The 19,971-nt window shown below is 72.5% G+C and carries 13 protein-coding genes and 1 pseudogene; 3 read left to right on the top strand and 11 right to left on the bottom strand.

The features are described 5' to 3' along the window. Positions 1-79: 79 nt before the first annotated feature. Entirely contained in the window at positions 80-1,717 is a 1,638-nt protein-coding gene (locus tag ACGF12_RS08170) for a hypothetical protein (RefSeq protein WP_393027128.1), read from the bottom strand. A 43-nt stretch (positions 1,718-1,760) separates the two neighbouring features. Continuing rightward, complete coding sequence (locus ACGF12_RS08165) at positions 1,761-2,348, bottom strand: hypothetical protein (RefSeq protein ID WP_393027126.1); 588 nt, start codon at positions 2,346-2,348, stop codon at positions 1,761-1,763. A 319-nt stretch (positions 2,349-2,667) separates the two neighbouring features. Between ACGF12_RS08165 and ACGF12_RS08160 the strand changes: the two genes are divergently transcribed. Next, on the top strand, positions 2,668-4,551 hold the full coding sequence (locus tag ACGF12_RS08160; protein ID WP_393027124.1) for an FUSC family protein: 1,884 nt from the start codon (positions 2,668-2,670) through the stop codon (positions 4,549-4,551). A gap of 1 nt (position 4,552) precedes the next feature. Here the strand turns inward: ACGF12_RS08160 and ACGF12_RS08155 are convergent, their stop codons facing one another. The 7 genes from ACGF12_RS08155 to rsmI form a co-directional block, all read right to left on the bottom strand. Then, a complete protein-coding gene (locus ACGF12_RS08155) occupies positions 4,553-6,367 on the bottom strand; it encodes an ABC-F family ATP-binding cassette domain-containing protein (protein ID WP_393027122.1) in 1,815 nt (604 codons plus the stop codon). Between the two features lie 145 nt (positions 6,368-6,512). Then, positions 6,513-7,433 (bottom strand): 4-(cytidine 5'-diphospho)-2-C-methyl-D-erythritol kinase, encoded by a 921-nt coding sequence (locus ACGF12_RS08150; protein ID WP_393027120.1) that lies wholly within the window; start codon positions 7,431-7,433, stop codon positions 6,513-6,515. Next, positions 7,430-8,365, bottom strand: a complete 936-nt coding sequence (gene rsmA, locus ACGF12_RS08145) for a 16S rRNA (adenine(1518)-N(6)/adenine(1519)-N(6))-dimethyltransferase RsmA (protein WP_393027118.1) — start codon at positions 8,363-8,365, stop codon at positions 7,430-7,432. The genes ACGF12_RS08150 and rsmA overlap by 4 nt, the downstream gene beginning before the upstream one ends. Positions 8,366-8,461: 96 nt before the next feature. Next, on the bottom strand, positions 8,462-9,340 hold the full coding sequence (locus ACGF12_RS08140; protein ID WP_393027116.1) for a TatD family hydrolase: 879 nt from the start codon (positions 9,338-9,340) through the stop codon (positions 8,462-8,464). Next, a complete protein-coding gene (gene metG, locus ACGF12_RS08135; RefSeq protein ID WP_393027114.1) occupies positions 9,340-10,959 on the bottom strand; it encodes a methionine--tRNA ligase in 1,620 nt (539 codons plus the stop codon). Before metG ends, ACGF12_RS08140 begins: the two co-directional genes overlap by 1 nt. A 157-nt stretch (positions 10,960-11,116) precedes the next feature. Further along, positions 11,117-11,542 (bottom strand): hypothetical protein, encoded by a 426-nt coding sequence (locus ACGF12_RS08130; protein WP_393027112.1) that lies wholly within the window; start codon positions 11,540-11,542, stop codon positions 11,117-11,119. Positions 11,543-11,777: 235 nt separating this feature from the next. Then, the gene (gene rsmI, locus ACGF12_RS08125; RefSeq protein WP_393027110.1) at positions 11,778-12,647 is read right to left on the bottom strand and encodes a 16S rRNA (cytidine(1402)-2'-O)-methyltransferase; all 870 of its coding nucleotides are present in this window, start codon (positions 12,645-12,647) and stop codon (positions 11,778-11,780) included. Between the two features lie 105 nt (positions 12,648-12,752). On the opposite strand from rsmI, the gene ACGF12_RS08120 reads away from it, so the two are divergent. Continuing rightward, on the top strand, positions 12,753-14,531 hold the full coding sequence (locus ACGF12_RS08120; protein WP_393027108.1) for a dolichyl-phosphate-mannose--protein mannosyltransferase: 1,779 nt from the start codon (positions 12,753-12,755) through the stop codon (positions 14,529-14,531). Positions 14,532-14,725: 194 nt separating this feature from the next. Then, a complete protein-coding gene (locus tag ACGF12_RS08115) occupies positions 14,726-16,495 on the top strand; it encodes a penicillin-binding transpeptidase domain-containing protein (RefSeq protein WP_393027106.1) in 1,770 nt (589 codons plus the stop codon). Between the two features lie 313 nt (positions 16,496-16,808). Here ACGF12_RS08115 and ACGF12_RS08110 read toward each other — a convergent pair whose 3' ends face one another. Together ACGF12_RS08110 and ACGF12_RS08105 are read right to left on the bottom strand one after the other, a co-directional pair. Continuing rightward, positions 16,809-18,236 carry a glycosyltransferase family 87 protein gene (locus ACGF12_RS08110; protein ID WP_393027104.1) on the bottom strand — a complete coding sequence of 476 codons (1,428 nt, stop codon included), beginning with the start codon at positions 18,234-18,236 and terminating at the stop codon, positions 16,809-16,811. A gap of 128 nt (positions 18,237-18,364) precedes the next feature. Next, positions 18,365-19,917 (bottom strand): annotated as a pseudogene (locus ACGF12_RS08105) (amino acid permease). Between the last annotated feature and the right edge of the window lie 54 nt (positions 19,918-19,971).

Below are 19,971 nucleotides of genomic sequence, written 5' to 3'. Positions count from 1 at the left end.
CCCCGCCTGCCGAAGCGGGGCCCTGAACAGAACTGCCCGGCCACTGGGAAGGCCCAGTGGCCGGGCAGTCGTTACGGTCCTACTCAATCACGTCCGGATTGCTGCGCGGCGTACCGCTGGTCCAGGTCTCCTCGTCCTCGTGCAGGTAGTCCGCGCGGTCGCGGCGGTCGCGTTCCTTCTTGCCGCTGTGGCTGCCCGCGCCTGGGGCCATCATGCCGTTCTGCCCGGACCGGGCACCGCCCTCCGCGGCGCCTGCTGCGGCCGCGCGGTTGCGCAGGCCCGTGCCGCCCGGGGTGAACTCCCCACCCGCAGCGGGGCCCTTGCGGCCGCCGACCGTGCCGCCGGGGGTCGAGGTCAGACCCCGGCCGCGCGAGCCGCCGGCGCCGCCGACGACACCGTGGCCACCGCCCATGCCCGGGTGCATGCCACCCATGCCGCCGCCCGTGGGCGAGCCGCCGACCCGGCCGCCGCCGGTCGCACCCTCACGGCCGAAAACCGTTCCGTTCGGGAGTCCCGGGGTGCCGGCCTTGCCGGGAAGTGAGCCGCCGCCGAAGGGGCCGGTGCGGAGGGGAACCGAGCCGCCGCCCTTGCCGGGAATGCCGCCGATGCCCTTGGTCGGGACGGAACCGCCACCGGTGCCGGCCGGGAAGCCGGAGATCGGGCCACTGCCGGGCAGTCCGGGCAGCCCTCCTCGGCCGTCGGGACCGCCGGGGTAGGCGGGAGTTCCGCTCGGGCCGCTCGGCAGCACCGGGCCGCTCCCAGGACCGACCGAGGTGGTCTGGTCCGGCAGGGTCGGGATGCTGTCGAGGCCGGTGCCCGGGCGGGTGACCGGGTCCGAGGGGTGGGACGGCGGGTTCGAGGTACCCGGGTCCTGCGGCGGGGGCGGCAGCTGACCGCCGCCGTACGGCGGCGTCGGGCCAGGGTGGGTCGGGTTGGACGGGTCCTGCCAGCTCGTTGCCGGATCGCGGGGCCTCATGGTGGCGCCGCCGTAGTTGCCACCAGACGGGCTGTAGCTCCCGCCGGCGCTGCCGGTGCGGGGGCTGCGGAGGGAACCTCCGTAACTGCCTCCGGAGTTACCACCACCCCCGTACTCCGAGAGCGAGCCCTTGTCCTTGCCCGTGCCAGGCGTCCCCGGCAGCACCACGTTGTCGTCGATCCCGGTCAGCGTCGTCGTCGCCGCGCTGTACGCCTGCGCCAGCTTCTCCATCTGGAGAACGGCTGCCTGATGCTCCTTCTCGACCGTCGCCTTGGCCTGATTGGCCTGGGCCGCGCTCACCCAGTTCGGGTTGAGCGAGAACATGAATTGGTCGACTGACTTACCGCCCAGGTCCACGTTCGACGGCATGTAGACCGACTGCGCGTTGGCCTTGGCCAGCAGGTCGATCTCCGTCTGCGGAGGCTTGGGCACAGCGGACTGGGCCGTGCTGAGTGCCTCCCCGGCCTGAACCATGGCGTTGCCGGCGGTCGTGGAATGCTGGGCGATGATCGCCGCCGACTTGTAGAGGTTCCCGACCCAGGTCTTGAAGTTCTCGGCCGCCGGTCCCTCCCAGGTGACATTGCCGAGGTGTCCCTGTAGCGCCTGGCTGAGGTCCGTCAGGACGCGGCCCGCGTCCTGAAGTTGATTCGCTCGCTTCAGTACGTCGGCGGGCTTCCCGCCGTCGACCATCCCCTTCAGTACGGCGTGGTCGATATTAGTGAAATCCGTCGTTCCTGACATGGCCTGTTCCCCGTCTCCCCGTAGATCTCTCCCGGCGCCGCTGTCAGGCCGTCACGTTGGACGCCGACGCCGTTCCGCTCGCCCCCGCCGCGATCGCCTTCTGGGCGTCCGTCGTGTGGCTCTCGTTGCTCGTGTACCTGCTGTGCGTGTCCGTAACCGCGGCCTTCATCGCCTCGATCTGCGCCGCGAAGTCCTTGTGGAGCTTGACGAGTTGTTCGTGAACCTTGTCGTAGGCAGCGTGCAGGGCCACGGCCTCCGGGAACTTCCCGGCGTCCGACGCGTTGATGAAGCTACCCTGGGAGACTTTCTGCTCCTGGAGCTTGTACGGCGCGGCCGCCGATCCCTCCATGGCCTGGAGCAGTGCGTCGACCTTGTTGGCGAAGTTCGTGAGCGTGTCGAGCTCGATCTGGACGTCCTGCTTGCCGAAGGCCTTCACCAGGTCATCGGCGCTGACGTTCGTCTGCGCCGCGCTGACGACGGGGGCAATTTTGACCCCGTGCCCCCAAGGCAGCGGGATCGTCGGCCCGTCCAGCATGAACGGCGTCGCATCCGGTGCCCCCGCCGGGTCCGTCCCGGTAGCCGCAGGCTTCAGCGGGCTCGTCGCCGCACCCGGCTTGTCCGTGTCTCCCACAGCAATCCACCTCTCCCCCGTACGGCCGGACACCCAGGCGACTCCCGGGCCCTCCCCGCCACAACACACCGTCAACTTCCAAGGCTTACCGCCCCGGTCGGCTCAACCGCCCGCCCTGTGGGCGGTTTCCGGCCTCCGTCATCGTAGCCACCACCTCTGTCGGCCCGGCAGGGCCCTTGGCCCGCCCGTGCACGATCGGTACGAACTTGACACGTACAGCCGACCACCAGGCCGCTGGGTAAACTGACCCGGTACGCCCCATCTGCCGCGCAATGTCGCACAGCAGCGACCCGAGGCCGCAGAACGGACGTGACCCCGTATGCCTCCGAGCAAGCCGACGCCCTGGTGGGCCCGCGCCGTGCGACCGGCCCGGCCGCCGCTGCCGTGGGCGCTGATGGCCCGGGCCGCCGCCGGCATGGCGGTACCGCTGACGGCCGGCCTCCTGGCCCACCGCCTGGACCTCGGGGTGTTCGCCGGGCTGGGCGCGATGCACGCGACGATGAACGACCGCGCGGAGCCCGCGCACCAGCGCGCCACCCGCATCGCCACCGCCGTGCTCGCCTCCGCTCTCGGCATGCTGATCGGCACGGCCCTGCAGCACGCCCACGCGAGCGCCACCGTCCTCGGCGGCGCGCTGACGCTCACCGCCTTCGCCTCCGGGGCGTTGAGCGCGACCGGCCCGCGGGGTTCGGCGGCCGGGATGCTGTTGCTGGTGTCGGCCGCGCTGGGCAGTGGGATGCCGCCGCCGCATCCGTGGTGGGCGGCGGCGCCGATGATGCTGGCGGGCGCGGCCCTGGTGGTCCTGCTGGGTCTGCCGGTGAGGTCCGATCACCGGTCCGGCTCCGATCCCCGCAACCGCGCGCTCGCCGCCGTCTACGAGGCGCTCGGCCGTACCCTCGCCGATCTGGGCACTGCGCAGGGCGCCGCCTCGCGCCAGGTGCTGACCGCCCGCCTGAACCAGTTGCAGGACCTGCTCCCGAACCCGGCCCACCGCACCAACCCGCAAGCCCTGCACCGCATGTACGAGGCCGCCCTCGCCGCCACCGAGGCCGCGACCGGACTGCTCTGGGCCTGGCGCCCCGTCCCCGCGGAGGTGGCCGAGGTTCCCGGGCGGCTGGCGGCGGCCGTGCGGCGGGGCGGGGGTGAGGTCGCGGTGCCCGACTGGGGGCCGGACACCCCGGCGCGGCAGGCGCTGGACGTGGCGCTGCGCGCCGCGGCCGACACCGTCGCCGGCCGCCCGACGCGGATCGGCACCGCCCCCGCGTCGCCGCCCGACCCGTGGCGGCTGCGCGCTCGACTGTTGTCCCGTCCCTCCGTCCGGTACGGGCTGCGGGTCGCGCTGTGCATCGCGGTCGGCGCGGTGGTGACCGCCAACTACCCGCTCAGCAAGAGCTACTGGGTGCCGATGACAATCGCCTTCGTACTGAAGCCGGATCTCGGTTCGGTGTTCCTGCGCGCGGTGAGCCGCGCGATCGGCACGGTGCTGGGCGTGGTGGTCACGGCGGCGCTGCTCTCGCTCACCACCAACCACTGGGCGCTGACCGCGATGGCCGCGCTGTGCGTCGCGCTGCTGCCGTACGCCACCGCCGCGCACTACGGGCTGAACACGGTGGTGATGACCCCGATGGCGCTGGTCCTGCTGCAACTCGGCGGCCAGAGCAGCGCGGCGGAGTTCTGGCCGCGGGTGCTGGACACCGTGCTCGCCAGCGCGGTCGTGCTGCTCTTCGGCTACCTGTTGTGGCCCGAGCGCCCGCGCCACCGCATCGAGCCCCGGCTGGTGGCCGCGACCACGGCCCTGCGCGCCTACCTCGACGCCACCACCCAGGACGGCCGGACTCAGGTCTGGCTGCGCCGCACCGCCTACCGTTCGCTGGCGGACGCCCGTCAGGAGGTGCGGCAGGGCCTGGCCGAACCGCCGCCCACCGGCCGGCTGGCCGAGCAGTGGCTGCCGGCCACGGCGGCGTTGGAGCGGCTGGGCGGCGCGGTGGCGGCCTTCGCCGCGCAGATCCGGTACGGCGGCCGGGTGCCCGATCCCGCGGAGACCGAGCGGGTCCGCCGGGCGTTGGACGAACTGACCGCCGCCGCCCGGGAACACCGCCCGCCGACGCGGCCGGCGGTGCTTCCGACGGCGCCGCACGACCCCGCGCTCAGCGCGCTGGGCCGTGCGGCGGACGAGCTCGAAATCCTGCTCAGGAAGCGGTAGTTCAGACCTGCTCGGCCAGCTCCAGCCAGCTCATCTCCAGCTGCTCCTTCTCCTCCCGGACGGCTCGCAGCTGTCCGTCCAGCTCCGCGACCTTGGAGAAGTCGGCGGCGTGCTCGGCGAGTTGGGCGTGCAGCTTGGACTCCTTCTCGTCCAGCTTGGCGATCTGCCGCTCCAGCTTCTGCATCTCCTTCTTCGCCGCCCGCAGGTCCCCGCCGGACAGCCCGGCAGCGGCGGCGGCCTGGGCGGCCGGAGCAGCGGGAGCGGCAGCCGCCGCAAGAGCCGCCATCCGGGCCCGCCGCTCCAGGTACTCGTCGACGCCCCCCGGCAGCATCCGCATCTTCTTGTCGCCGAGCAGCGAGTACACGACGTCCGTGGTGCGCTCGATGAAAAAGCGGTCGTGGCTGATGACGATCATCGAGCCGGGCCAGCCGTCGAGCAGGTCCTCCAGCTGGTTGAGCGTCTCGATGTCCAGGTCGTTGGTCGGCTCGTCCAGGAACAGCACGTTGGGCTCGTCCATCAGCAGCCGCAGCAGCTGCAGCCGACGCCGCTCGCCGCCGGACAGGTCGCCGACCGGCGTCCACTGCTTGTCCTTGCCGAAGCCGAACTGCTCGCACAGCTGCCCGGCGCTCATCTCCCGGCCCTTGCCGAGGTCGACCCGGGAGCGGATCTGCTCGACGGCCTGCAGCACCCGGGTCTCCGGCTCCAGCTCGGCGACCTCCTGGGAGAGGTAGGCCAGTCGCACGGTCTTGCCGACCTTGACCACACCGGAGGTCGGCTGCACGTCGCCCTCGGAGGCGTACGCGTCGCGCATGGCGCGCAGCAGCGAGGTCTTGCCAGCGCCGTTGACGCCGAGCAGGCCGATCCGGTCGCCGGGGCCGAGCTGCCAGGTGAGGTTCTCCAGCAGCAGCTTGGGGCCGGCCGTCACGGTGACGTTCTCCAGGTCGAAGACCGTCTTCCCGAGCCGGGCGTTGGCGAAATTCATCAGCTCGCTCTTGTCCCGCGGCTCCGGCACGTCCGCGATCAGGGCGTTGGCCGCCTCGATCCGGTAGCGCGGCTTGGAGGTGCGGGCGGGGGCGCCGCGGCGCAGCCAGGCGAGCTCCTTGCGGGCCAGGTTCTGGCGCTTCTGCTCCTCGACGGCCTCGATCCGGGAGCGCTCGGCGCGGGCGAAGACGTAGTCGGAGTAGCCGCCCTCGTACTCGTGCACCTCGCCGCGCTGGACGTCCCACATCCGGGTGCAGACCTGGTCGAGGAACCAGCGGTCGTGGGTGACGCAGACCAGCGCGGAGCGGCGCTTCTGCAGGTGCTGGGCGAGCCAGTTGATGCCCTCGACGTCGAGGTGGTTGGTGGGCTCGTCCAGGATGATCAGCTCGGGCGAGCCGAGCAGCAGCTTGGCGAGGGCGATCCGGCGGCGCTCGCCACCGGAGAGCGGGCCGATGACGGTGTCCAGGCCGTCGATGAAGCCGGGCAGGTCGAGGCCGCCGAAGAGGCCCTCGATGATGTCGCGGATGCGGGCGTCGCCGAGCCACTCGTGGTCGGCGCGGTCGGCGATGACCTCGTGCCGGATGGTGGCCGTCGGGTCGAGCGAGTCGTGCTGGGTGAGGACGGCCGGTTCGAGGCCGCCGTTCCAGGTGATCCGGCCGCCGTCGGGTTCCTCCAGCTTGGCGAGCATCCGGATCAGGGTGGTCTTGCCGTCGCCGTTGCGGCCGACGACGCCGATCCGGTCGCCCTCGCTCACGCCCAGGCTCACCGCGTCCAGCAGGGTGCGGGTGCCGTAGACCTTCGTGACGGACTCGATGGTGGCGAGGTTGACGGCCACGTGTGCTGCGCTCCTGGGTTCGGCGGTCGCGGGGCGGCCCGCCGTCAGCGGCGGGGGCACCCCTCTCGGGGACTCCCCGATCACTCCAGCCTAATGGGCGGGCCGACACCCCACTGACGGGCCGAGGCCCCCGGCACCTACGGCGCTACGGCGCCACCGAGGCCCCGGGCACCGGCCCGTACGTGGCGTGCGCGGTCCGGCAGGTGCCGGAGGCCCGCAGCGCCTCGGCGACGGCGGCGGCCGCGTCGGCGTCCTTGGCCAGGAAGGCGCAGGTCGGCCCGGAGCCGGAGACCAGGGCGCCGAGCGCGCCGGCCTCGGTGCCGGCCCGCAGGGTGGCGGCCAGCGCGGGGCGCAGCGAGAGCGCGGCGGGCTGGAGGTCGTTGGCGAGCGCGGCGGCCAGGGCGACGGCGTCGCCTTCGGCGAGGGCGGTGAGCAGGGCCGGGTCGGCGTCGGGGGTGGGGACGTCGGTGTCGCTGGAGCCGGTGCCGGCCTCCTCGCGCAGCCGGTCGCACTCGCGGAAGACGGCGGGGGTGGACAGGCCGCCCTCGGCGACCGCGAAGACCCAGTGGAAGGTGCCGGAGACGGCGAGCGGTTCCAGGATCTCGCCCCGGCCGCGGCCCAGCGCGACGCCGCCGACCAGGGCGAAGGGCACGTCGGAGCCCAGTTCGGCGGCCAGTTCCAGTAGCGTCTCGACGGGGGTGTCCAGCTTCCACAGCGCGTCGCAGGCGACCAGCGCGGCGGCGCAGTCGGCGCTCCCGCCGGCCATGCCGCCGGCGACCGGGATGGCCTTGGCGATGTGCAGGTGCACTCCGGGGTCGGCGATCCCGTGGTGGGCGGCGAGCAGCCGGGCGGCGCGGGCGGCGAGGTTGCTGTCGTCCAGCGGGACGGACGCGGCGTCCGGCCCGGAGCAGGACAGCGTGACGCCCTCGGACGACTCGGAGGCGGTGACCTCGTCGCCGAGCGCGACGGCGAAGAAGACGTTGGCCAGGTCGTGGAAGCCGTCGCCGCGCAGTCCGCCGACCCCGAGCTGGACGTTGACCTTGGCCGGCACCCGTACGGTGATCACACGCTGTCCTCAGCAGTCTCGGCGGACTTGGCAGTCTCGGCAGTCTCGGCGGACTTGGCAGGCTTGGCGGGCTTGTGCTCGGCGATCGCGGCGAACTGTTCCACCGTCAGCATCTCGCCGCGCAGCTTGTGGTCGATCCCGGCGGCCGCGAGCGCCTGCTCGGCCCCGGCGGCGGAGCCGGCCCAGCCGGCCAGCGCGGCGCGCAGGGTCTTGCGCCGCTGGGCGAACGCGGCGTCGACCACCGCGAACACCTCCTCGCGGCTGGCGCTGGTCCTGGGCGGCTCGCGGCGGATCAGCGAGACGAGGCCGGAGTCGACGTTGGGGGCGGGCCAGAACACGTTGCGCCCGATGGCGCCGGCCCGCTTCACGTCGGCGTACCAGTTGGCCTTGACCGACGGGACGCCGTAGACCTTGTTGCCGGGCTTGGCGGCGAGCCGGTCGGCGACCTCGCTCTGCACCATCACCAGGGTCCGCTCGATGCTGGGGAAGGTCGCCAGCATGTGCAGCAGGACGGGCACGGCGACGTTGTACGGCAGGTTGGCGACCAGCGCGGTGGGCGCCGGCCCGGGCAGCTCGGTGACCTCCATGGCGTCGCTGAACACCAGGTCGAAGGAGTCCACCCGGCCCGGCATCCGGGCGGCGACGGTGTCCGGCAGGTGCTGTGCGAGCACCGGGTCGATCTCGACCGCCGTGACGTGCCGCGCGACCTCCAGCAGCGCCAGCGTCAGCGATCCGAGCCCCGGCCCGACCTCCACCACCGCGTCCTGCTCCGTCACGTCGGCGGCCCGGACGATCCGCCGCACGGTGTTGCCGTCGATGACGAAGTTCTGCCCGCGCTGCTTGGTCGGCTTCACGCCGAACGCGGCCGCCAGCGCCCGGATGTCGGCGGCGCCCAGCAGGTGGCTGTCAGAGGTGGGGTCGGTGGTGCTCACGCGCCAAGGATACGGGCGCGTGAGGGGCTCGGAGTTCGACGACCTCGGCCGGGTCGATCCGGAGGACCCGAGCGGCACGTCGATTCTTCGACCCGCTCAGTACCCGAAGGCCCGCGCGGTGTTCTCCGCGATCGCCGCCGACAGCTCGTCCTCGTGCAGCCCCAGGGTGGCGGCCATCGACCGCACCGTGACCGGGATGAGGTACGGGGCGTTCGGCCGTCCCCGGTACGGGTGCGGGGTGAGGAAGGGGGCGTCGGTCTCGACCAGGACCCGGTCCAGCGGGGTGGCGAGCAGGGCGTCGCGCAGCGGCTGGTTGGCCTTGAAGGTGACGGGGCCGGCGAAGGAGAGGTACCAGCCGTGCTCGGCGCAGACCTTGGCCATCTCGGCGTCGCCGGAGTAGCAGTGGAAGATCGTCCGTTCGGGAGCGCCCTCGGCCAGCAGGACGGCGATGACGTCCTCGTGGGCGTCCCGGTCGTGGATGACCAGGGCCTTGCCGTGCCGCTTGGCCATCTCGATGTGGCGGCGGAACGACTCCTTCTGGATCTCCACACCCTCCGGCCCGGTGCGGAAGTAGTCCAGGCCGGTCTCGCCCACGGCGAGCACCTGCGGCAGCGCCGCCAGGGCGTCTATCTCGGCGAGCGCCTCGTCCAGCGCCGCCTGGCCGCCCTCGGGGCGCTGCTGCCCGGACCAGCCGTCCGGGTCGCCGAGGAAGATCCGCGGTGCCTCGTTGGGGTGCAGGGCGACGGCCGCGTGCACCTGCTCGTACTGGGCCGCCAGCTCGGCGGCCCGGCGCGAGCCGGGCACGTCGCAGCCCACCTGGACCACCGTGGTGACCCCGACCGAGGCGGCCCGGGCCAATCCCTCGGCCGGGGTGCCGGCCTGCATGTCGAGGTGGGTGTGCGAGTCGGCCACCGCCACGGCCAGGGGTTCCGGCAGCGGCGGCGGGGTCGACCGGTCGTCGTCCTTGGCGGGCATCAGGAGGCCGGCTTCTCTTCCAGTCGCGGGAACAGGATCTCGCCCTTGGTGACGGTGGCACCGGCGGGCAGCCGGCCCCAGTCACCGGCGGTGGCGACGGTCTGCGCGGCGAGCGCGCCCAGGCCCTCGGCGGCGCCCAGCGAGTCCCACAGCTTCTCGGCGGTGGACGGCATCACCGGGTTGAGCAGGACGGCGGTGCCGCGCAGCGCCTCGGCGGCGGTGTAGAGGATGGTGGCCAGGCGGGCCTGCCCCTCCGCCGACTCGTCCTTGGCGACCTTCCAGGGCTCCTGCTCGGTGAGGTAGCCGTTGACCTGCTTGACGAACTCGAAGATCGCCGCGAGGCCGCCGGCGAAGTCCAGCTCCTCGCCGATCTTCTGGTCGGCCGTCTCGACGGCCGTGCGGAGCCCGTCCGCGATCGCCTGCTCGGCGTCACCGTGCGCGGCCGAGGCCGGCAGCTCCCCGCCGAAGTACTTGCCGACCATCGCGGCGACCCGGGAGGCCAGGTTGCCGAAGTCGTTGGCCAGTTCGGAGGTGTACCGGGCGGTGAAGTCCTCCCAGGAGAACGAGCCGTCGGTGCCGAACGGGATCGCCCGCAGGAAGTAGTAGCGGTACGCGTCCACGCCGAAGTGCGAGGTGAGGTCGGTGGGCGCGATGCCGGTCAGGTTGGACTTGGACATCTTCTCGCCGCCGACCATCAGCCAGCCGTTGGCGACGACCCGCTTGGGCAGCGGCAGGCCGGCGGCCATCAGCATGGCGGGCCAGATGACCGCGTGGAAGCGGAGGATGTCCTTGCCGACCAGGTGGACGGAGGCGGGCCACAGCTCGGCGAAGCGCTCCGGGTCGCTGCCGTAGCCGGCCGCGGTGATGTAGTTCTGCAGCGCGTCCACCCACACGTAGAGGACGTGCTTCTCGTCCCAGGGCAGCGGCACGCCCCAGTTGAAGGTGGAGCGGGAGATCGAGAGGTCCTTCAGGTCCTGCTCGACGAAGCGCAGCACCTCGTTGCGGGCCGAGGCGGGCTGGATGAAGCCCGGGTTGGCGGCGTAGAACTCCAGCAGCTTCGGGCCGTACGCGGAGAGGCGGAAGAAGTAGTTCTCCTCCTCCAGCCACTCGACCGGCCGCTTGTGCACGGAGCAGAGCTTCTCGTCCTCGGTGGCGCCGTCCAGCAGCTCCGACGGGAGCTTGAACTCCTCGCAGCCGACGCAGTACGGGCCGGAGTAGCCGCCCTTGTAGATCTCGCCCTTGTCGTACAGGTCCTGGACGAACTCCTGCACCCGGGCGGTGTGCCGCTCCTCGGTGGTGCGGATGAAGTCGTCGTTGGCGATCTCCAGGTGCTCCCAGAGCGGCTTCCAGGCCTCCTCGACCAGCTTGTCGCACCACTCCTGCGGGCTGACGCCGTTGGCCTCGGCGGTCCGCATGATCTTCTGACCGTGCTCGTCGGTGCCGGTCAGGTACCACACCTTCTCGCCGCGCTGGCGGTGCCAGCGGGTGAGGACGTCGCCCGCCACCGTGGTGTACGCGTGGCCCAGGTGGGGTCGGTCGTTGACGTAGTAGATCGGGGTGGAAACGTAGTACGCCGGGGCGCTCGTCCCGGTGGTGCTGTGTTCTGCAGTGGCCGCCATGGTCGGAAAGCTTAGTCGGGCCCGAACGCCCGCCTCGACCGCATTACCAGCGCACCCGGCCGGACCGCCCGGTCACCCCGCACACCCGGAGGGGCCGCCCACCGCACTGCTCGCGGCGGGCGGCCCCGGTCGCGCTCCCCGTGCCCGCGCTCCGGCCCTAGCCCAACAGCCGCGACCAGAACCGGGCCCAGCGTCCGCGCGGCTTCTCGGGCCCGGGCACCGGGGGCGCCCCGGCCGGCTCGGCGTGCGCCGGGTAGCCGGGAGCGTGCTGCCCGGGCTGGTCGGCGACGGCCACCCGGCCCTCGCGCATGATCCGGACGGTGTGTCCACCGCATCCCGGGCAGGTCGGCTTGAGCAGCGGGGACGGTACCCGGACACCGTTGGCGTGGTACTCGAACACGGTGTGGCCGTCCCGGGCCACGTGGTGCTCGATGTCGTACGCCTGCTCCCAGCCGTACCCGCAGCGCAGGCAGGCGAAGGAGTAGGCCTCCCGTACGGTCTCGACGGGAGTGTGCGGCCGCCCGGCCAGGCCGGGTGCGCTCAGTGCATTGCCACCGCGGGGGCTACCGACGATCTCGCTCATAGCCGTCTCCCAGCGCCCGCCGGGCGCTCGCCCGGCTGGGTCTTTCCATTCCAGGAAATGCCCGGACCGCCCCGGCCGACGCCCTTCTTGTGAAGACTTGGATGCGGGTTGGGAAGTCCTATACGAAAAGCCTTCCGCAACCCGGAAACCACGGCCGAAGCTTCAGCTCAGCGGGCGTTTACCGGGGCCTTCACTCCAAGGTACGACTCCCCGCCCGCCACGCAACCCCCGGAATTCACCCCTTTTTCAAAGCCTCGTTCAAGCCGTCCTTCTTGGCCGCCACAACGGCGTCGAAGACCTCCCGCTTGGGCACGGAGAGTTCGACCGCGACCGCCGCGATGGCCTCCTTGCGCCGCTCCCCGGCCTCCTCCCGGACGGCCACCAGCCGGGCCAGCTCGGCCGGGGTCAGCTCCTGCGGTGCGGCCGGCGGCGCGCCCGCGACCACGACGGTGATCTCGCCCTTGACGCCCTCGGCCGCCCAGGCCGCCAGCTCGCCGATCGGCCCGCGCTTGACCTCCTCGTAGGTCTTGGTGAGCTCGCGGCACACGGCGGCCGGCCGCTCGGGCCCGAACGCCTCGGCCATCGCGGCCAGCGCCTCGGCGATCCGGTGCGGCGCCTCGAAGAAGACCATGGTGCGCGGCTCGGCGGCGACCGAGGCCAGCTGCCGGGCCCGGTCGCCGGTCTTGCGCGGCAGGAAGCCCTCGAAGGTGAAGCGGTCGACCGGCAGGCCGGACAGCGCGAGCGCGGTGAGCACGGCGGACGGCCCGGGCACCGCGGTGACCTTCACGTCGGCCTCGACGGCCGCCGCGACCAGCCGGTAGCCGGGGTCGGAGACGGAGGGCATCCCGGCGTCGGTGACCAGCAGCACCCGGGCGCCGCCGAGCAGCGCCTCGACCAGCTCGGGGGTGCGGGCGACCTCGTTGCCCTCGAAGTAGGAGACGACCCGCCCGGCCGGGGTCACCCCGAGCGCCTGGGTGAGCCGGCGCAGCCGCCGGGTGTCCTCGGCCGCGATGACGTCGGCCGTGGCCAGCTCGGTGAGCAGCCGGGGCGGGGCGTCCGAGACGTCGCCGATGGGGGTGCCTGCGAGAACGAGTACTCCTGTCACGGGTCCCATCCTTGCAGTTCCGAGCGGCCGGAGCGTTTGGTGACGATTCGGGCAGCTTCCGAGGGACCGGTCACACGTGCGAGGAGCGCCCCTACGATGTGGCGGATGAACGGCGACACGGCGGCGCAGACGCCCACTGGTACGGACCACTCCGCGCAGGGCGGTGCCGGCCTGCCGTCCCCCCGCTCACCTCTGTCACCCCTGAGCTGGCGGGAGCGGCTGGCCCACCACGGCTACCGCGCCCGCCCGACCGCGACGCTCACCGAGCGCCTGGTCCCGCCGATGCCGGACGGCCCCGGGGTGACCGGCCGCGACGTGCCGCAGTCGCCGCTGCTGCTGCGGCTGGGGATCTCGCTGCCGCAGGACCTCTGGTACTTCCTGTGCCGCTGGTCCGGCTGGCTGGGCCCGATCGCCGTGGCGGTGTTCGCCGGGCTGCTGCGGTTCACCAACCTCGGCCAGCCGCACGCGATCATCTTCGACGAGACGTACTACGCCAAGGACGCCTACGCGCTCTGGCACGGCGGCTACGAGATCAGCTGGCCGGAGGACGCCAACACGACGATCATGACGCCGGGCGCGGCCGTCCCGTACCGCCCGACGCCCTCGTACGTGGTGCACCCGCCGGTCGGCAAGTGGATCATCGGCGCGGGCGAGCAGCTGTTCGGCATGAACCCCTTCGGCTGGCGGTTCGCGGTGGCCCTGCTCGGCACCCTGTCGGTGCTGATGCTGGCCCGGATCGCCCGCCGGATGTTCCGCTCGACCCTGCTGGGCTGTGTGGCCGGCCTGCTGCTCTCGGTGGACGGCCTGCACCTGGTGCTCAGCCGCGCGGCGCTGCTCGACCTGGTGGTGATGTTCTGGATCGTCGCCGCCTTCGGCTTCCTGCTGCTGGACCGCGACCGCACCCGGGCCCGGCTGGCGGCCCGCCTCGGCGGGGTGGCGAACCCGCAGCTGGCCCAGCGGCTCAACCTGGGCTGGCGCCCGTACCGGATCGCGGCCGGCGTCTGCGTCGGCCTGACCTGCGCCACCAAGTGGAGCGGCCTGTACGTGGCGGCGGCCTTCGGCGTGATGACCGTGCTGTGGGACGTCGGCGCCCGTCGGCTGGCCGGCGCCCCGCGCCCCTGCCTGGCGGTGCTCGCCCGCGACGTGGTGCCGGCCTTCGTGTCGATCGTCGTGGTCTCGCTGGCCGTCTACATCGCCTCCTGGTGGGGCTGGTTCGCCAGCAGCAACGCGCCCGGCCAGGGCGGCTGGGGCCGGGACTGGGCGGTCGGCCGCTCCACCGACTACCCGTGGATACCCGAGGGCCTGCGCGCCCTGTGGCACTACCACTCGACGGTCTACGAGTTCCACACCCACCTGAGCGACCCGCACACCTACCAGTCCAACCCGTGGTCCTGGCTGGTGCTGGGCCGCCCGGTCTCCTTCTACTACGAGTCCCCGAAGTTCGGCCAGAACGGCTGCACCGCCGCCGACTGCGCCCGCGAGGTGCTGGGCATCGGCACCCCGCTGCTGTGGTGGACGGCCGTGGTGGCGCTGGTCTACTGCCTGTGGCGCTGGGCGTTCCGGCGGGACTGGCGGGCCGGCGCGCTGCTGTGCGGCCTGGCGGCCGGCTACCTGCCGTGGTTCCTCTACCAGCAGCGGACGATCTTCCTCTTCTACGCGGTGGTCTTCGTCCCGTTCCTGGTGCTCGCGGTGACGATGCTGGTCGGCGCCCTGATCGGGCCGGCCGGCGCTTCCCGGGACCGCCGGATCATCGGCTCGACGACGGCCGGCCTGCTGGTGCTGCTGATCATCTGGAACTTCCTCTACTTCTTCCCGCTGTTCACCGGGCAGACGATCCCGCTGGACGACTGGCGCGCCCGGATGTGGTTCAACAGCTGGATCTGAGGCCGCGGCCCGATCCGGGCGTCCACACCGCACCCCCGAATCGTCCGTACGCGGTGCACGACACGTACCAGATCCGTCACAAGTCCCGGGCGTTTCGTCGGCGTACCGATGAGCCCTGCCTAGGGTGGGGAGGTACCGCGTTTCCGGCCCCGGCCGGTTGCGCCCGGCCGCGAGACCCCTGGGGGAACTGCACCATGCGCAGTGGCGCGAAGATCGGCATCATCACCGGCGTGTCCATCGTCGTCCTCGCGGGCGGCGGCTACGGCGCGTACAGCCTGATGGGCGGCTCGGACTCCGGGTCCTCCGACGCCAAGAAGCCCCGCACGGTGGTGGCCGATCCCCCCTCGGCCGATCAGGCGGCGAGCGGCGCGAAGGACTTCCTGGCCGCCTGGGCGTCCGGCGACATCGCCAAGGCGGCCTCGCTGACGGACGACCCGACCGCGGCCACCACGGCGCTGACCGCCTTCAAGGACCAGGTGAAGCCGAGCGCGCTGACCCTTACTCCGGCCGGTCCGGCCACCCCGCAGGCCTTCGCCTCGGCCACCGGCACCCCCACCCCGGCCAAGCCCACCGGCGCGGCCTCGGCGACCCCGTCCGCCACCGGCACCCCGGGCGCCACCGACTCGCCGTCCGCCACCGCCACCCCCGGGCCCACCGGCGTGCTGACGGGCTTCAAGGCCCGCGCCGAGTTCGAGGGCACCAGCCGGGTGTGGGACTACAACGGCTTCCTCGGCGTCGTGAAGATGAGCGACAACACCCCGGCCGTGCACTGGGCGCCCTCGGTGATCCACCCGCACCTGTCCGGCAACGAGACGATCGCCACCCAGCAGGTCTTCTCCCCGCCGTCCACCGTGGTGGACCGCAACGGCAAGCCGCTGCAGGGCGCCTCGCTCACCCCGGCGCTGATGAGCACCCTGCAGGACAACGCCCGCAAGCTGCTGCCGCCGGACCCGAACAAGGACCAGGACGCGGGCAGCGCGGTGGTGATCACCGACCCGTCCGGCAAGACCACCCCGGACAAGCTGTTCACCATCGTCGAGCCGAAGCCCGGCAAGCCGTTCAAGGTGACCCTCGACAACACCGTCCAGGCCGCCGCCGAGAAGGCGATGACCGACCTGGGCGGCAAGTCCGGCTCCATCGTCGCGATCGAGCCGAGCACCGGCCAGGTGCTGGCCTTCGCCAACGCGCCGGCCACCGGCCAGAACCGGGCCTTCGCCGGCCTGCTCGCACCCGGTTCGACGATGAAGATCGTCACCTCGACGGCCCTGCTGGAGGCCGGGGTCAACCCGGACACCGTGGTGGCCTGCCCGGAGAAGAGCAGCAACCCGGTGGCGATCCCGAACGACTTCCCGGGCGCCTTCCCGAACAACACCCTCCAGCAGGACTTCATGGTGTCCTGCAACACGGCCTTCATCAACCAGGGCCTGACCAGCCTCAAGCCCGAGACGCTCTCCAGCACGGCCAAGGACGTGTACGGCATCGGCCTGGAGTGGAAGACCGGCCTGCCGAACGCCGACGGCAAGATCCCGGCGACCCCGGGCAGCAAGGACGAGCAGGCCATGAACTACATCGGCCAGGGCAAGGTCCAGATGAACCCGCTGGCCATCGCCTCGATCACCGCGACCGTCCAGAGCGGCGCCTTCAAGCAGCCCATCCTGGTCGCCGGTCTGCCGCAGCAGCCCGCGGCCCGCCAGATCTCGCCGGACGTCGCCGCCAAGCTGCGCGCGATGATGAACGCCACCGCCGTCGGCGGCACGGCCAGCCAGGTGATGGCCGGGATCACCGACAACGCGGGCGCCAAGACCGGCTCCGCCGAGGTCCAGGGCGCGACCACCACCAACAGCTGGTTCACCGCCTTCCGCGGCAACCTCGCGGTCGCCGCCGAGGTCCAGGGCGGCGGCCACGGCGTCGACGCAGCCGGCCCGGCGGTCGCCTCGCTGCTCAAGGCGGCGGGCAGCCACTGATCCCGTGAGCGCTCGCAGGCCCCCGTCCGACCTCGGACGGGGGCCTGCGGTCTGCTGATCCCGTGAGCCCGCCCCGAGTCAGAGCGCCCCGGAGGCGAGCGGGCGAGCAACACAGCCCCGAGCCGAAGGGGCGCGCCGGTGCCGAAAGGGAGAAGGGCCAAGCCGCCGACGAAGGAGGTGGCGCAGCGCCCGCCGACCGTCGGCACCGGATCAGCGCGCCCCGGAGGCGAGCGGGCGAGCAACACAGCGCCCCGGAGGCGAGCGGGCGAATAGCACAGAGCGGGCGAATAGCACAGAGCGGGCGAGCCACAGCTCAGCGTCGCGGCAGCACAGGCTCCGGCGGGTCCGGCAGCAGCGGGTGGGGCGGGACCGGGCGGCGGCTGCTCCAGCGCCGGGCCGCCAGCCGGGGCCAGATCACCAGGACGACCGGCAGCGCCAGGTACCCGAACCGCCCGGCCGGGGCGAGCGCGAAGGCGATCGCGAGCCCTGCGGCCAGCAGGTCGGCGGCGGCGATCGCGGAGACCGGCGGCCGGGCCAGCAGCCAGATCGCCACCCCGACCAGGGCGACCGTCATCAGCGCCAACGAGATGGAGTGCCCGGTCGGCCCGAAGCCGGCCAGCACCTTGCCGGGCAGCGGGCTGCCGGCCGGGGTGCGGATCGCGGTCATCCCGAGCGGGAAGCGCACCACCTGGTCGCGCAGCTGGTCCGGCTGGGCCAGGACGGACGGCAGGATCACCGCCGCGCTCACCCCGACCCCGATCAACGCGGTGCGGGCGGCGGGCCGGCGCCCGTACAACCGCCAGAGCAGCAGCACGGCCACCGGCAGGGCCGGCCAGGCGGTCCATTTGAGGCTGCAGGCGAGGGCGAGCACCAGTCCGGCGCCGACCGTGCGGTTGCGCTCGGCGAGGGCCATGGCCAGGCAGCAGACCCCGATCAGCGGCAGGTCGACCCCGCCGACGGCCAGGGCGAGCGCTATCAGCGGCGAGGCGGTGAGGACGGCCAGCGGCAGCAGCGGCACGCGCGGGGCGCCGCCGGAGGGGCCGGAGGGCCGCAGCAGCCGCCAGACCGCCAGCAGGCAGACGACGAAGGTGAGGGCGAACCAGATCCGGGCGTCCCCGGCGACCCGGGCGAAGGCGGTGGAGTTGCCGAGCAGCTGGCGCGGCAGCCCGAACAGGGCCATCGCCGGCAGGTACGGGTTGTAGTCGGTGACGATCACCGGGTGCGGCAGGTACGCGTCGCCGGTGGTGAGCAGGAGGTGGGCCGAGCGTTCGACCACCATGACCTCGGACTGGTGGCGGCCGGTCAGGGCGAGCAGTCCGAGCGGGGCGAACACGGCGCCGGCGAGGGCGACCGCGGCGGCTGTCCGGGGGGCGTAGGAGCGCGGCAGCGTGAGGCAGAACAGCCCGGCCAGGAGGTAGGCGGGGGCCGCGACGAGGCCCCACAGCCGCTGGTTGGGCAGGTCGGAGACGAGCGGGAAGGCGGCGGCCCAGCCGGCCGCGATCAGACAGCCGAGCAGCTGGGCGGAGCGCAGTGAGGCGAGCCGGGCGGGATTCCACCGAGCGGGCGTGGGCGGAAAGGTGCTCTCGCCGCGCTGGCGGGGGAAGGGCCGGGCGGAGAAGCCTCTGGGGGGACGTCCGGGTCTGGACGGCCGTTCGGCACTGACGGTCTGGGCCGGCGTTCTGGCGCGGCCGGTGAAGCGGCCGCGCGGGCGGGAGAAGCCGGGCGTGCGGGTGCTCACCATGGTGGAAGGTTATGGGTGCCGACCGGGCCCTGTCGCCATGGCGTCCGGTACCGGTCGGGACGCTACGCGCGTAGGGCCGCCGGGTGTCGTACCGAACGGCGGCCCTTCACGATTGGATAACGACCGGGTCAGCCGGTCGAACTGTCGGCAGGGACGGCCTGCTGCTCGGTCCGCTCCAGCCTGGAGTGCTTGATGCTGTAGCCGAAGTAGACCGCCACGGCGACGACGAGGGCGATCGCGCCGGCCCGGAAGGTGTCGGCGTGCAGGCCGGTGATCAGGTAGATGCAGAAGCCGACGCTGACCAGCGGGACGACCGGGTAGCCGGGCACCTTGAAGCCGCGCGGCAGGTCGGGCTGGGTGCGGCGCAGGACGATCACGCCGATGGAGACCACCGAGAAGGCGATGAGGGTCCCGAGGCTGGTGATGTCGGCCAGGACGTCCAGCGGGATGAAGGCCGCCAGCGCGCCCACACCGACGCCGACCACGAGGGTGTTCCAGATCGGGGTGCCGGTGCGCGGGGAGAGCTCGGCGAAGCGCTTGGGCAGCATGCCGTCGCGGCCCATCGAGTACAGGATGCGGGTCTGGCCGTAGATCACCACGAGGGTGACGCTGAAGATCGAGATGATCGCGCCGACCGCGAAGATCATCGCGGGCCAGCCCTGGCCGGTGATGTCCTGCATGATCTGGGCGAGCCCGGCCTCCTGGCCGCCGAACTTGGTCCACGGCTGGGCACCGATGCCGGCGAGGGCGACCAGGATGTAGATCAGGGTCACCACGACCAGCGAGATGATGATCGCCAGCGGCATGGTGCGGCGCGGGTTCTTGACCTCCTCACCGGCGGTGGACACCGCGTCCAGGCCGATGAAGGAGAAGAAGATGCTGGACGCGGCGACCTGCACGCCGCCGATGCCGAGCGGCATGAACGGGGTCAGGTTGCCGGAGTGGAAGCCGGTCAGCGCGACGCCGACGAACAGCACCAGGATGAGGATCTTGATTCCGACCATGGCCGCGTTGACCTTCGCGGACTCGCTGACGCCGCGGACCAGCAGGAAGCAGACCATCGCGACCAGCAGCAGCGCCGGCAGGTTGAACCAGTGCCCGCCGCCGGGGGCGCCGGAGAGCTGCTCGGGGATCTTGAACCCGAAGGCCAGGTCCAGGAACTTGTTCAGGTACTCGGCCCAGCTGACCGCGATCGCGGAGGCGGAGACGCCGTACTCCATGAGCAGGCAGATGCCGACGCCGAAGGCGACGCCCTCGCCGAGGGTGGCGTAGGCGTAGGAGTACGAGGAGCCCGAGACCGGGATCGCGGAGGCCATCTCGGCGTAGCAGAGCGCGGTGAGTCCGGCGGTGACCGCGGCGACCACGAAGGACAGGATGACGGCCGGCCCGGCCGCCGGGACCGCGCTGCTGAGCACGAAGAAGATGCCGGTGCCGATGGTGGCGCCGATGCCGATGACAGCTGCCAGAGTCCGATGGAGCGGCGCAGGTGGATGCCGGAGCGTCCGCCCTCCTCGGGTGCGCCGGCCGGAAGGCCGTGGCCCTCGCTCTCCGCGATCAGGGTCGAGACGGGCTTGCGTCGCAGCAGACGCGCACCAAGGGTGTTGCTGGCCAAAACTGCGGTCCTTCTGGGCGGGGGAGGGTGTCCTGGTGGCCGGTCACCCGAGGTACCGGGGGGTGCCATCGGGGACCAACCGAACAAACATCGGACAGTACCCCCCGAAGACACCAGTGTCGC

The sequence above is a fragment of the Kitasatospora sp. NPDC048296 genome, from assembly GCF_043201815.1.
GTDB lineage: Bacteria > Actinomycetota > Actinomycetes > Streptomycetales > Streptomycetaceae > Kitasatospora.
Note: the sequence above shows the minus strand (reverse complement) of the source record. Positions and strands in the feature narration are given on the sequence as shown.

What these genes read in the sequence shown, in the direction of transcription:
- ACGF12_RS08115 (WP_393027106.1), top strand. Translation starts at nt 14,726, where the DNA reads ATGCGCAGTGGCGCGAAGATCGGCATCATCACCGGCGTGTCCATCGTC.
- ACGF12_RS08160 (WP_393027124.1), top strand. Translation starts at nt 2,668, where the DNA reads ATGCCTCCGAGCAAGCCGACGCCCTGGTGGGCCCGCGCCGTGCGACCG.
- ACGF12_RS08130 (WP_393027112.1), bottom strand. Translation starts at nt 11,542, where the DNA reads ATGAGCGAGATCGTCGGTAGCCCCCGCGGTGGCAATGCACTGAGCGCA.
- ACGF12_RS08120 (WP_393027108.1), top strand. Translation starts at nt 12,753, where the DNA reads ATGAACGGCGACACGGCGGCGCAGACGCCCACTGGTACGGACCACTCC.
- ACGF12_RS08110 (WP_393027104.1), bottom strand. Translation starts at nt 18,236, where the DNA reads ATGGTGAGCACCCGCACGCCCGGCTTCTCCCGCCCGCGCGGCCGCTTC.
- ACGF12_RS08170 (WP_393027128.1), bottom strand. Translation starts at nt 1,717, where the DNA reads ATGTCAGGAACGACGGATTTCACTAATATCGACCACGCCGTACTGAAG.
- ACGF12_RS08140 (WP_393027116.1), bottom strand. Translation starts at nt 9,340, where the DNA reads ATGCCCGCCAAGGACGACGACCGGTCGACCCCGCCGCCGCTGCCGGAA.
- metG (WP_393027114.1), bottom strand. Translation starts at nt 10,959, where the DNA reads ATGGCGGCCACTGCAGAACACAGCACCACCGGGACGAGCGCCCCGGCG.